The 13,212-nt window shown below is 70.0% G+C and carries 7 protein-coding genes; 1 reads left to right on the forward strand and 6 read right to left on the reverse strand.

What is annotated here, in order from left to right; genetic code table 11:
• Nucleotides 1-125 precede the first annotated feature (125 nt).
• The 5 genes from LHJ74_RS15655 to LHJ74_RS15675 form a co-directional block, all read right to left on the reverse strand.
• On the reverse strand, nt 126-1,106 hold the full coding sequence (locus LHJ74_RS15655) for a class I SAM-dependent methyltransferase (RefSeq protein ID WP_260218630.1): 981 nt from the start codon (nt 1,104-1,106) through the stop codon (nt 126-128).
• 169 nt (nt 1,107-1,275) lie between these two features.
• Complete coding sequence (locus LHJ74_RS15660) at nt 1,276-2,421, reverse strand: acyltransferase family protein (protein WP_311203301.1); 1,146 nt, start codon at nt 2,419-2,421, stop codon at nt 1,276-1,278.
• Nucleotides 2,422-2,598: 177 nt separating this feature from the next.
• The gene (locus LHJ74_RS15665) at nt 2,599-7,572 is read right to left on the reverse strand and encodes an NAD-glutamate dehydrogenase (RefSeq protein WP_260218631.1); all 4,974 of its coding nucleotides are present in this window, start codon (nt 7,570-7,572) and stop codon (nt 2,599-2,601) included.
• A 335-nt stretch (nt 7,573-7,907) separates the two neighbouring features.
• Nucleotides 7,908-8,678 (reverse strand): HAD family hydrolase, encoded by a 771-nt coding sequence (locus tag LHJ74_RS15670; RefSeq protein WP_260218632.1) that lies wholly within the window; start codon nt 8,676-8,678, stop codon nt 7,908-7,910.
• Nucleotides 8,679-8,749: 71 nt separating this feature from the next.
• Nucleotides 8,750-9,256 carry a DUF6912 family protein gene (locus LHJ74_RS15675; protein ID WP_260218633.1) on the reverse strand — a complete coding sequence of 169 codons (507 nt, stop codon included), beginning with the start codon at nt 9,254-9,256 and terminating at the stop codon, nt 8,750-8,752.
• Nucleotides 9,257-9,529: 273 nt separating this feature from the next.
• On the opposite strand from LHJ74_RS15675, the gene LHJ74_RS15680 reads away from it, so the two are divergent.
• Complete coding sequence (locus tag LHJ74_RS15680; RefSeq protein WP_260218634.1) at nt 9,530-10,147, forward strand: Rv3235 family protein; 618 nt, start codon at nt 9,530-9,532, stop codon at nt 10,145-10,147.
• Between the two features lie 55 nt (nt 10,148-10,202).
• Here LHJ74_RS15680 and secA read toward each other — a convergent pair whose 3' ends face one another.
• Nucleotides 10,203-13,073: a preprotein translocase subunit SecA gene (gene secA / locus LHJ74_RS15685; RefSeq protein WP_260218635.1), complete on the reverse strand. Its 2,871-nt coding sequence runs from the start codon at nt 13,071-13,073 to the stop codon at nt 10,203-10,205.
• Nucleotides 13,074-13,212 lie beyond the last annotated feature (139 nt).

The following is a 13,212-nucleotide window of genomic DNA, read 5'->3' on the forward strand; positions in this document are numbered from 1 at the left end:
GACTATCACACCACGCAACTGAGCTACCCGCGCCCCGGACCGGCCCCTCTCCGTACGCTCGCGCTCCGCACGCTCGCGCTCCGTACGCTTGCACCCGTCTCCGTACGCTCGCGCCCCCCAGGCCGTCAGCGGCCGCGCTGCTTCCGGGCACGCAGCAGCGCGCGGGTGAGCGCCGGCGGAAGCACATCGATCGCCACCCGCCGCGCCCGCGAGCGGGGGCGGCGCGACGCGCCCGGAGCCGCCGGCCTCGCCGCCGGCCCGCCACTCGTGCCGGGCTTCCGAGCCCCCGTGCCCTTCTCCGGTCCGGAGCCGGCCTCTCCTCCGGGCGCGTTCGCGTGCCGGGAGAGCGGGAGCGGCGGCGGTGCGGCCTTGCCGCCGCCGACCAGCAGCAGCCGGTGCCCGGCCACGTCCTGCCACTGCAGCCAGAAGTCGCCCCGCTCCTTCAGCTCCGCGTGCAGCTGATCCTGTATCGGGCCGGGGTTGCCCCAGGTGCCGTAGAACTTGTTGTTGCTGACGCAGACCGGCCGCAGCCCTCCCTCCAGCACAGCCTGCCAGGTGGCGCAGGCGACACCCGGCGTGTGGCTGGAGCGGTAGTCGTCGAGCACCACGAGGCCGTCCTCGGACAGCACCTGGCGCGAGGCGGCGATGTCGGGCTGCACATGCTCGTACAGATGCGAGGCGTCGACGTGCACGAAACGGCAGCTGTCCGCCGTCACCTGCTCGGGCACCACGAGGGTGGGCGCCTGGATGATGCGCGGCAGTTCGTCGTGGAAGGAGAGGAAGTTGGTCTCGAACGAGCGACGCGTGAGAGTGGAGTACGAGCCGCGCATCTCCCGCTTGTTGTGCTCGTCCGGCGCGTCCGAGTCGAAGAGGTCACAGACGGTGAACAGCTCGTCGTCACGCAGATAGGAGCGCATCAGCACAGCGCTCTTCCCCATGTAGGCGCCCATCTCCAGCAGGTCGCCACGCTGGCCGAGACGTTTCTGCCGGGACAGGAACCAGTCGAAGAGGACGAGATCGGTGTTGTAGAACCAGCCCGGCACATCGTGGAACGACCGTGGTACGGGCAGCTCCTCGGCTGCGGAAGCGGTGGCTGCTGCTGTCATGGGAGGCCTCCTCGGGGGGATGGTGCGACTGTTGCCTGTATAGGGGCGACCGCCGTGTGACGGGGCGTTCGGTACGGGTGCATACCGAAGATTCCACGGCGGGACGAGCAGTGGCCATCCCCCGTTCAATCCTGCATACACAGAGTATTCATGCGACTGCACAGCGTGTCTATGGGGGTTCGGAAGGGCTCCGGCGGCTGCGGCTGAGCACCTGCCCGGGAGGCACGGCTGCCGCCGCCGGCTCCCCCGCCTCCGGGGCCCGTGCGGGGGTGCGCCACAGCCAGTCCGGAATCCGCGGCTCCACGAGCGGTCCCAGCGCACGCCGTACCGGTACCCCGCACATCAGCACCGCCACCGTCATCATCACCACCGTGAGCAGAGCGGCAACCAGTACCCCACCGCGCGCCAGGAGGTCATATGCCCCGGCCCCCTGCAGGATCTTCACCAGCAGCCCGTGCAGCAGATACGGGTAGAGCGTGACCGCTCCGAGCAGCGTGAAGGCCGTGGTGCGGGCAGGCACCAGGGCGAGGAAGGCCGCACCGAGCACGGCGGTGAGGGCGAACAGCGCCAGCCGCACCGCCAGATATCTGCCGGGCGACACCGCCAGCTCAGCGCTGCTGAACTGCATCAGCAGCCACCCTGCGCGGACCCTCGGCGCCAGCCAGTAGGCGCCCGCAGCCGCGCCCAGCACCACGAGCAGGGCCAGCCGCCGGGCGAGGACGGTCTGCAGTGACCGGAAATGCTCCGGCCGCAGGCGGAGGCCGAGCACGAACCACGGCAGGAACTGGAGCACTCGGGGCAGCGCCAGCTCGTCACCGACGCTGGTGAGCCCCGCGGCGAGCGAGATCAGCACGGCCACGGCGACGGGGTACCGCACGGCCTGCCACAGCGCCGCCGTCAGCCGCCACAGGAAGAGCGCCACCAGGAACCAGGTGAGGTAGCGCGGCTCGGTCGGAGTGACCGAGAAGGGCTCGTCCCAGGCCAGCGCGTACATGGCCGCATAGACGGTCTCGAAGAGCAGATAGGGCAGCAGCACCCCGGTGGCCAGCTTCCGGATCTGCTCCGGGGTGCCGCTGAAGCGGCGCGAGAAGTAGCCGCAGAGCAGGGCGAAGACCGGCATGTGGAAGGCGTAGACGAAGAGGTACGCGGCCTTCACCGCGTTCATCTGCTCCATCAGTGGAGCCCAGCTGTGTCCGGCCACCACGAGGAGAACCAGCAGGAACTTCGCGTTGTCGAAGTAGCTGTCGCGCTCGGTCGCGCGGCCGCCGCTCGCAGGCGTGCGGCGAGCCTGGGTGGTGAGGGTCTCGGGTGCCACCTGCCTGAAAGTACGCAAAACGTACCTGTGTGCCAGGCAGCGCTCGCCGCCGTGGCCCGTACGGAGGACAGGATGCGGCAGTCGGCCCATGGCCGTACCGCCGCATCCTGCCCGTCCACCCGATCAGGGCGCCCGGATCAGGGCGCCCGGATCAGAGCGCCCGCCGGCTCGGAAGACTCAGCGGTTCGAGCGCAGCAGCGTCCGCATCGTCCGCATCGCGACCGACAGGTTGGCCAGGTCGAAGGTGTCCGAGGCGTGGATCTCGTCCAGCGTGGCCCGTGCGCGTGCGAGGATCGCGGAGTTCTTCTCCTCCCATGCGGCGAACCGGTCCTCCGCCGTCGGTGTGCCGTTCCCCGCCGCCAAAACGTCGGCCGTGAGCAACTGGTGCGCCGCGTAGAGGTCCTCACGGATGGCTGCGCGTGCCGTGGACTGCCAGCGGTCCGCACGCGGCAGCTCGCCCACCCGCTCCTGCAGCTGGGTGATGGCCAGGCGGTCCGCCAGGTCGTAGTAGACGGCCGCGACATCCAGCAGGTCGTTGCCCGTACGGCCCGCGACCGCGACGACGTCGAGCGCCGGGAAGGCGGCCGAGAGGCCCGCCACCCGCCGGGCCAGTTCCGCCGGGACGCCCGCTCCGGCCAGCTCGTCGTAGATCTTCTCGTACCAGACGAGGTCGTCGCCCTTGAGGAGCTTGGGCAGCCCCTCCCACACCTCGGCCACCCGGTCGCGGAACACCTCGATGGTGTCGGCGAGCAGCAGCGGCTGCGGCCGGTTGTTCAGCAGCCAGCGGGCCGCGCGCTCCACGAGCCGGCGCGAGTGCAGCCGCATGCGCGTCTGCGTCCCGGCGGGCACGACGTTGTCGAGCGCCTCGACCTCGTCCCAGATGGCACCGAGTCCGTAGATGTCGCGGGCCGCGGTATGCGCCCGGACGATCTCCTCCGTGGAGGCTCCGGTCTCCTCCTTCATCCGGTGCAGGAAGGTCGAACCGCCGGTGTTCACTGTGTCGTTGACCAGCACCGTCGTGATGATCTCGCGGCGCAGCGGGTGGGTGTCCACCTCGGCGGTGAAGCGCTCCAGCAGCGGCTTCGGGAAGTAGGCGTGCAGCAGCCGCTCGAGGTACGGGTCGTCGGGCAGGGTGCCCTCGACGAGCTCCTCGGTCAGCGTGATCTTGGTGTAGGCGAGCATGACCGCCAGCTCCGGCTGGGTCAGGCCCTGGCCGCTCGCCAGCCGCTCGCGGATCTGCTTGTCGCTCGGCAGGAACTCCAGGCCCCGGTCGAGCTTGCCCTCCTTGCTCAGCCTCCGCATGTGGCGCTGGTTGGCCTGGAGGAGACTCGCCGCCTGCTCCATGGAGTTGCTCAGCGCGGCGTTCTGCGCGTAGTTGCTGCGCAGGACCAGCGCGCCGACCTCGTCGGTCATCTCGGCCAGCAGCGTGTTGCGCTGCTTGACGGTCATGTCGCCGTTCGTCACGACCTGGTTGAGCAGGATCTTGATGTTCACCTCGTGGTCGGAGGTGTCCACGCCCGCGCTGTTGTCGATCGCGTCGGTGTTGAGCCTGCCGCCCCTGGTGGCGAACTCGATGCGGCCCAGCTGGGTCATGCCCAGGTTGCCGCCCTCGCCGACGACCTTGACCCGCAGATCCCTTCCGTCCACCCGGATGGAGTCGTTCGCCTTGTCCCCCACGTCGGCGTGCGTCTCGGTGGACGCCTTGACGTACGTGCCGATGCCGCCGTTCCACAGCAGGTCGACCTCGGCGCTCAGGATTGCCTTCAGCAGCTCTGCCGGGGTCATCTTGGTGACTCCGGCGTCGATGCCGAGCGCCGCCCGCACCTGCGGGGTGATCGGTACGGACTTCGCGCTGCGCGGGTGGATGCCGCCGCCCGCCGACAGCAACTGCGTGTCGTAGTCCGCCCAGGAGGAGCGGGGCAGCTCGAAGACGCGGCGGCGCTCGGCGTACGAAGTGGCCGCGTCCGGGTTCGGGTCGAGGAAGATGTGCCGGTGGTCGAAGGCGGCCACCAGCCGGATGTGCTCGGAGAGCAGCATGCCGTTGCCGAAGACGTCACCCGACATGTCGCCGACCCCGACGACGGTGAAGTCCTCGGTCTGGGTGTTGTGACCCAGCTCGCGGAAGTGCCGTGCGACCGATTCCCAGGCGCCGCGCGCGGTGATGCCCATGCCCTTGTGGTCGTAGCCCGCCGAGCCGCCGGAGGCGAACGCGTCACCGAGCCAGTAGCCGTACGCGACCGCCACCTCGTTGGCGATGTCGGAGAACTTCGCGGTGCCCTTGTCCGCGGCGACGACCAGGTAGGTGTCGGAGCCGTCGTGCCGCACCACGTCGGTGGGGTGTGCCACCTCGCCGCCGACGAGGTTGTCGGTGATGTCCAGCAGGCCCGAGATGAACGTCCGGTAGCAGGCGATGCCCTCGGCCTGCCAGGCGTCCCGGTCCACGGACGGGTCGGGGAGCCGCTTGCCGACGAAGCCGCCCTTGGCGCCGACCGGCACGATGACGGTGTTCTTCACCTCCTGCGCCTTGACCAGGCCCAGGATCTCCGTACGGAAGTCCTCCCGGCGGTCGGACCAGCGCAGGCCGCCGCGCGCCACCTTGCCGAAGCGCAGGTGGACGCCCTCGACGCGCGGGGAGTAGACCCAGATCTCGTACGCCGGGCGAGGGGCGGGCAGTTCGGGGATGCGCTGCGGGTCCAGCTTCATCGACACGTAACCGTGCGGCTCGCCGAGGCTGTCGGACTGGAAGTAGTTGGTGCGCAGCGTCGCCTTGATGACCGTCAGGAAGGCCCGCAGGATGCGGTCCTCGTCCAGGCTGGCGACCTGGTCGAGCGCGCCCTCCAGCTCCTCCAGCAGGCCGTCGGTCAGCTCGTGTCCGGCGGAGGCGCGCTCCGGGGACATCCGGGCCTCGAAGAGGTTGACCAGCAGCCGGGTGGTGTGGACGTTCCGGCGGAGGGTGTCCTCCATGTAGTCCTGGCTGAAGGTCGCGCCCGCCTGCCGCAGGTACTTGGCGTAGGCGCGCAGCACCATCGCCTGCCGCCAGCCGAGCCCGGCCGAGAACACCAGGCTGTTGAAGCCGTCGTTCTCCGCCCGGCCGTACCAGACGGCGGAGAACGCCTCCTGGAAGCGGTCGCGGGCGTCGTCGCCGAACTCCTTCGTCTGGGTGGTGGGCATACGCAGCCCGAAGTCGTAGATCCACGCCTTGCTGCGGTCGGCGCAGCGCAGTTCGTACGGCCGCTCGTCGATGACCTCGACACCCAGGGCCTGCAGGATGGGCAGGACCGCGGAGAGGGAGACCGGCTGACCGGTGCGGTAGATCTTGAACCGGCGCTCGCCCGCCGCCGCACCCACCGGCTCGTACAGGCTGAGGGCGAAGTCCCCCTCGGTGGAGAGCCGCTGGAGGTACTGCAGGTCGGCGACGGCGGCGCGCGGGGGGAAGTCGGCCTTGTAACCCTCGGGGAAGGCGTGGGCGTAGCGGTGGCTCAGCTCGGCGGCCTGCTCCTCGCCGCACTCGGCGAGAAGCGCCTCGTTGAAGCCGTCGGCCCAGGAGCGGGCGGCCTCGGCGAGGCGGGACTCGATCCGCTCGGTCTCCGCGTCCGTCAGCCGGGGAAGCCGGCTGCCGGGTTTGACACGGATGACGAAGTGCAGCCGGGAGAGGATCGACTCGGTGTTCCAGGCGGTGAAGTCGACACTGGTGCCGCCCAGTTCCTCGGTGAGGATATCGACGAGGCGCAGCCGCACGCCCGTGGTGTAGCGGTCCCGGGGGAGGTAGACGAGCGCGGAGTAGTACCGGCCGTACTCGTCCTGGCGCAGGTACAGCCGCAGCTTGCGGCGTTCCTGCAGGTAGAGCACCGAGGTGACGATGTTGCGCAGCTGCTCGACCGGAGTCTGGAACAGCTCGTCGCGCGGGTAGGTCTCCAGAATCTGCAGCAGGTCGCGCCCGTCGTGGCTGTCCGGTGTGAAACCGGCCGAGGAGAGCACCTCGGCCACCTTCCGGCGGATGACGGGGACCCGGCGGACCGACTCGGTGTAGGCCGAGGAGGAGAACAGCCCCAGGAAGCGCCGCTCACCGACGACATTCCCGTCGGCGTCGAACTTCTTCACACCGACGTAGTCGAGATACGAACGCCGGTGCACCGTGGACCGGCTGTTGGCCTTGGTCAGTACCAGCTGCTTGTGCTCACGCGCCTTCGCCCGGGCATCGGCGGGCAGCCTGTTGAAGGACGGCGAGACCGGGTGCCCCTCGGAGTCCGTGTGCCGGGGGTCGGAGCGCAGGACGCCCAGCCCGGTGCCGGGGACGGCGCTGAGCAGCAGCTCCTCCTCGCCGTTGGTCTTGTCGATCTCCAGCTCGTACTCGCGGTACCCCAGGAAGGTGAAGTGGTCGTCGGCGAGCCACTCCAGCAGCTCCCTGGCCTCCTCGATCTCCAGGTCGCGTACGTCGTCGGCGGTGGGCTCCGAGGGCAGTTCCGCGGCGATGCGCAGAGCCGCCTCGCGCATCTTCGACCAGTCCTCGACCGCTTCGCGGACATCGGAGAGGACGCGCAGAAGATCGCCGTTGATCTGCTTGAGGTCCTCCCGGTCCGTCTCGCGGTCGATCTCGACGTGGATCCATGATTCGGTGACCGCGTCGTGCGGCAGCTCCTCGGCCTCCGCGCCGAGACCGGCGCGGAGGCGGGTGTCGCGGCCGGTGTCGAGCACCTCCAGCAGCTTGCCGGTCACATCCCGGCGGACGGTGATCTGCGGGTGGATGACGGCGTGGATGCCGCGGCCCTGCCGGGAGAGCTCGTTGGTCACCGAGTCGACGAGGAAGGGCATGTCGTCGGTGACGACCTCCACGACCGTATGACTGCAGGTCCAGCCGTTCTCGTCGACGGTGGGGGTGTAGACGCGGACGTTCGCCGTGCCCTGGGGGCGTTCCTGCGCAAGACGGTGGTGGGCGAGGGCGGCGCCGAGGATGTCGACCGGGTCACGGTCGGTGAGGTCCTCGGGCGCGGTGTGCAGGTAGTAGCGCTGGAGGTACATGGCGAGCGCTTCGTCCCCGAGCGACCCCGCCCCGGGACCCTGGGCCGGATGGCCCGCGAGCGGGCTCTGCTCGGATACCCGGGCGGCTTCCACGAGCCGCTCGGCCTTTGCTTCGTCCAGCTTGGTCTGCATGTCCTCTGGCTCCCTGCCGCGCGCCTTTGCGCGACGTTCGGTTCGGCGGGCAACACGTCATGGCGCGGGGTGCCCGCGCCATACCGACGTTATGCCACGGGGATGAACAGCGGCAGCCCGAGCGCTGTCGCGCTGGGAGCACGGGTGAGGGCCTGAGGGCCTTCGATGGCTATAGCGCTGATCACGCGCGTAAGATTACCCTTCTGGGCGGATCCGTCATGGGCTTATGTGTACAAACCCGGTTGTGAAGTTGGACGCTCTGGACAGGCAGGACACCGGCGGGACATCTGCCTGGCGCGGGGGGCCGGACCCGTGCCCGACGGGCCGGCGAGCGGCTACGGGACAACGGCCTCCCCTGCGCCCCCACGCCCTGCCGCGGGGGAGGCCGTAAGCCGACGGCGACCCGAGGCCATCGCCTCGGCCACCTCTACGGCGTCGAGCAGCGTGTCCACCACGGGGACACCGGCCGTGGCCAGGCTGGCCCGGCTGTGCGAACCGCCGGTGTAGAGCACCGCACCCACCCCGGCGTGCGCGGCGGCCAGCGCGTCGTCCACGGCGTCCCCCACGACGACCGTGCGAGCCCGATCGACCTCCTGGAGCGCCGACAGGTGCCGCGCCATCTGATCCGCCTTGCCACCGCCGGACGGCCCGAGCGCGCCGTCCACCCGCAGGAAGTGCCCGTCGATCCCGTGCGTGCGCACGAGCGGGACCAGCAGATCGTGCGGAGCCAGCGAGCACAGGGACTGGGTGTGGCCCTCCCGCCGGCGCTCGGCGAGCAGCTCCGCTGCGCCGTCCGTGAGCGCCACGCCGTCGCAACGCTGCCAGTAGTGGCGATGGAAGGAGCTGTCCAACGCCTCCCACTCCTCCTCGGTGGGAGTCCGGCCCATCAGCCGCTCGTAGAAGCGCGGGACCGGCACGCAGTACAGCTCCCGGTACCGCTCCAGCGTGATCGAGGGCAGGCCCAGCTCGGCGAAGGAGGCGTTCGTCGCCTCCAGCACCGCGTGGACGTCGTGCAGCAGCGTGCCGTTCCAGTCCCAGACGATGTGCGTGATGCCGGTGCGTGCGCTGGCCGGCGCGCCTCCGGCCCTCCCGTTCCGCTGTTCCATCCTCCGACCGTACGCGCCGGGTCTGACAGCCGGACAGCAGTCTTCCGGTGGGGGCTCCGGCGAGGAAGGACTCAGCCGATCAGGCCGGGGACCTCCTGCACGGCGAACCACAGCAGTTCGTGCGCCTCCGCGCCCTCCACGGTGAACTGCGCGTCCTCGTCGCCCTGGTCCGCCGCCCCCAGCGCGTCGGCCGCGGCGGCGACGTCCGCCGCGGCCTCCTCGGCGTCGACGTGCACGGCCGCTGCCTCGGTCAGCGCCACGGGACCGGCGATCCGGACCTCACCGAGCGCCGCCGGATCCAGCCCGCGCTCCGGATCGGCGACCGCCGTGCCCTCCGGCGCCTCGACGGCGAGCACCACCCGCCGACGTGCCGCGTCCGGCTCGCCCGCGAGGAGGCGCAGGGACGCCTGGGCCGCCCGGCTGAGCGCCGCGTACTCCAGCTCCTCGACGTGCTCGGAGAGATACCACTCCCTCAGTCCGGGAGTGACTGCGTACGCCTCGATCATGCCCGCTCCCAGCTCACCCGCCCGGTGTGCCTCGGCGAGTGCGGGAAGGGTCAGGGGGACATAGACACGCATGGCTGCCGCTTTCGTGTATCGCCGTACCGACTGATCCGCCAGCATACGGCCCGCCGGAGCACCCGGGCTTCTCACGGACCGGCGAGAAACCGCAGCTCACCGCCGATGCGCGTCATCACGGACGCCACGATGCCCTGGACGGGTGAATTGCCTTGACGCCACCCGGCAAGCCCCCGCTCGTTGCGGTCGACGGGGCCGCCCGCTACAACCGTCCCAAAAGCTACTGCCCGGTATCCAACTGCCGCGACCGGGGCGGCCGGGAGCGGGGGAGCCATGACCAGCACCAGCGCACAGACACCGTCCGCGTTGCCGCCAGAGGGCGCTGCGGCACGCGGGAGCGCGCCGCAGCGCCGGGAGGCACGGCAGCTCAGGGAGACCCGGGAGGCGCGCGCTCCTGGTCAGGGGCCACCTCGTGCGCCCTCACGCACCGGACCGCCGGGCCGCCGGGACACGCGCCGTCCCGAGCCCCGGCGCGCCCGGCCCACCGAATCGGCGGTGGGCAGCGCCGTACAGCGCAGGCGCGAGGCCCGGCCGCACCACTGGTTCGCCCAGCAGCTGCTGCTCGTGCTCAGCGGGCAGCGCCCCGCCCACACGCTCCTCGGGCACGTACGGCGCGAGGCGTTCGACGAACTGACCCGGGTCGCGCCACGGGCACCCCTGCGGCCTCGCGGGGCGGACCGCAGCACGCCGGAGGTCGTGGCGGTCGGCGCGCAGCAGCCCCGCTCGGGCGTCGTCGAGGCGTACGCGCGGATCGTCACGGACGGCCGGAGGCAGGCGCTGGCCTTCCGCCTCGAACTCTGCGAGGACCACCGCTGGCGCTGTGCGGCCTTCGAGCTGGACGGCCCGCGGGCCGTCCGGGAACGACGACGGGCCGGGCCCGCACCCCGCTGAGGAGGTGGCAGGCCCGGCCCGGTGATGATTCACGGGCGCCGCCGGGCGCGCCGTGTCACTTCTTCCTGCGGCGGCCCTTCTGGGCCTTGCGCCGGCGCTCCGCACGCGTCATCCCGTCGGCCTGGGAGCGCACCGGACCGCCGTCGGAGGAGGCGTCCGCCTCCTCCGCGGCATCCGTGCTGTCCTCCGCGGGTGCGTCCGCCGTGGCCAGCTCGCCTTCCACGACACCGCCCTCGGCGGTGGGGGCGGAGAAGTGCAGCCTGTCCGGACGCTGCGGGGCGTCCAGCCCCTTCGCGCGGATGGCGGGCGCGGCTCCGGCCGCCACTGCCTCCCGCGGCTCCTTCTCCAGCGAGGGCCCGGCCGCCTCGTCCTGCACCGGCACCTCCTCGACCTGCTGCTCGACCTGGACCTCCAGATTGAACAGGTAGCCGACGGACTCCTCCTTGATGCCCTCCATCATGGCCTGGAACATGTCGAAGCCCTCCCGCTGGTACTCGACCAGCGGGTCCTTCTGGGCCATGGCACGCAGGCCGATGCCCTCCTGCAGGTAATCCATCTCGTAGAGGTGCTCGCGCCACTTCCGGTCGAGCACCGAGAGGACGACGCGGCGCTCCAGCTCGCGCATGATCTCCGAGCCGAGCTGCTGCTCGCGCTTCTCGTACTGATCGTGGACGTCGTCCTTGATGGACTCGATGATGAAGTCGGCGGTGATGCCCTCCCGCTCGCCGGCCGCGTCCTCCAGCTCTTCGACGGTCACCTCGACCGGGTAGAGCTGCTTGAAGGCCGCCCACAGCCGGTCGAGGTCCCACTCCTCGGCGAAGCCCTCGACCGTCTCCGCCTGGACATAGGCGTCGATCGTGTCGTCCATGAAGTGCAGCACCTGCTCCTGCAGGTCCTCGCCCTTCAGCACCCGGCGGCGCTCGCCGTAGATGACCTCACGCTGCCGGTTGAGCACCTCGTCGTACTTGAGGACGTTCTTCCGGATCTCGAAGTTCTGCTGCTCCACCTGAGACTGGGCGGACGCGATGGCACGGGTCACCATCTTGTTCTCGATCGGCACGTCGTCGGGGACGTTGGCCATGGCCATCACCCGCTCGACCATCTGCGCCTTGAACAACCGCATCAGGTCATCGCCCAGCGAGAGGTAGAAGCGGGACTCGCCCGGGTCGCCCTGGCGTCCGGAACGGCCGCGCAGCTGGTTGTCGATCCGCCGCGACTCGTGCCGCTCGGTGCCCAGGACATACAGCCCGCCGAGGTCCTTGACCTCCGCGAACTCGGTCTCGACCGCCTTCTCCGCACGCTCCAGCGCGGCGGGCAGCGCCGCCGCCCACTCCTCCACGTGCTCGACCGGGTCCAGCCCCTTGGTCCGCAGCTCCCGCTCCGCGATGTCGTCCGGATTGCCGCCGAGCTTGATGTCCGTGCCACGGCCGGCCATGTTCGTCGCGACCGTGACGGAGCCCTTGCGGCCCGCCTGGGCGACGATCGCCGCCTCCCTGTCGTGCTGCTTGGCGTTGAGCACCTCATGCCGCACGCCGCGCTTGTTCAGCTGCTTGGAGAGGTACTCGGACTTCTCGACCGAGGTGGTGCCGACCAGGACGGGCTGGCCCTTCTCGAACTTCTCCGCGATGTCGTCCACGACGGCGTCGAACTTCGCGACCTCGGTGCGGTAGATCAGGTCGGCCTTGTCGGCACGGGCGAGCGGGCGGTGCGTCGGGATCGGGACCACACCGAGCTTGTAGATCTGGTGGAACTCGGCGGCCTCGGTCATCGCCGTACCGGTCATGCCGGAGAGCTTGCCGTAGAGACGGAAGAAGTTCTGGAGGGTGATCGTGGCGAGCGTCTGGTTCTCGTCCTTGATGTCCACCTCCTCCTTCGCCTCGATGGCCTGGTGCATGCCCTCGTTGTACCGGCGGCCGGCGAGGATACGGCCGGTGTGCTCGTCGACGATCATGACTTCGCCGTCGATGACGACGTAGTCCTTGTCCTTCTTGTAGAGCTCCTTCGCCTTGATGGCGTTGTTCAGGTAGCCCACGAGAGGGGTGTTCACCGATTCGTAGAGGTTGTCGATGCCCAGCCAGTCCTCGACCTTGGCGACCCCGGCCTCGTGGATGGCGACCGTGCGCTTCTTCTCTTCGATCTCGTAGTCGCCGGTCTCCGGCTTCTGCAGGCGGGTGTCGCCGGGCTCGCCCTTCTCCAGCCGCTTCACCAGCTTGGCGAAGTCGCCGTACCACTTGGTTGCCTGGTCGGCCGGGCCGGAGATGATCAGCGGCGTACGCGCCTCGTCGACGAGGATGGAGTCGACCTCGTCGACGATCGCGAAGTTGTGCCCGCGCTGGACCAGCTCGTCCTGCGACCAGGCCATGTTGTCGCGGAGGTAGTCGAAGCCGAACTCGTTGTTCGTGCCGTAGGTGATGTCGCTGTGGTACTGCTCGCGGCGCTGCGCCGGCGTCATGTTGGCGAGGATGCAGCCCACCGAGAGGCCGAGGAAGCGGTGCACCCGGCCCATCCACTCGGAGTCACGCTCGGCGAGGTAGTCGTTGACCGTGATGATGTGCACGCCGTCGCCGGAGATGGCGTTCAGATAGGCGGGCAGCGTGCTGACCAGGGTCTTGCCCTCACCGGTCTTCATCTCGGCGACATAGCCGAGGTGCAGCGCCGCGCCGCCCTGGACCTGCACGTTGTAGTGACGCTGGCCGAGGACGCGCTTGGCGGCCTCCCGGACCGTCGCGAAGGCCTCCGGCATCAGGTCGTCCAGGGTCTCACCCTTGGCGTACCGGTCCTTGTACTCATCGGTGAGAGCCCTCAACTCAGCGTCGGAGAGGTCGACAAAATCCTCTTCGATGGAATTCACCTGCCGCGCGATGCGGTCCAGCTTGCGCAGGATTTTTCCTTCACCTGCGCGCATGAGCTTGCCGAAGACGGACACGTAGGGTGACTCCTTGCCGGTCGGGCCTGGCACGGTTTGGTGCACGGGCGCAGCGGAGTGGGCCCCCGCCGCACCGGCCATCGTAAGACAGGGGAGATGGCCTCTGTACCCCCAACGTGCCGGACATCCGGAAGGTGCC

It is taken from the genome of Streptomyces gossypii, from assembly GCF_025165795.1.
GTDB classification, from domain to species: domain Bacteria; phylum Actinomycetota; class Actinomycetes; order Streptomycetales; family Streptomycetaceae; genus Streptomyces; species Streptomyces gossypii.

Excerpts from the sequence above, each read along its gene's own strand:
- LHJ74_RS15655 (WP_260218630.1), bottom strand. The coding sequence starts at position 1,106 with ATGACAGCAGCAGCCACCGCTTCCGCAGCCGAGGAGCTGCCCGTACCA.
- LHJ74_RS15670 (WP_260218632.1), bottom strand. The coding sequence starts at position 8,678 with ATGGAACAGCGGAACGGGAGGGCCGGAGGCGCGCCGGCCAGCGCACGC.
- LHJ74_RS15680 (WP_260218634.1), top strand. The coding sequence starts at position 9,530 with ATGACCAGCACCAGCGCACAGACACCGTCCGCGTTGCCGCCAGAGGGC.
- LHJ74_RS15665 (WP_260218631.1), bottom strand. The coding sequence starts at position 7,572 with ATGCAGACCAAGCTGGACGAAGCAAAGGCCGAGCGGCTCGTGGAAGCC.
- LHJ74_RS15675 (WP_260218633.1), bottom strand. The coding sequence starts at position 9,256 with ATGCGTGTCTATGTCCCCCTGACCCTTCCCGCACTCGCCGAGGCACAC.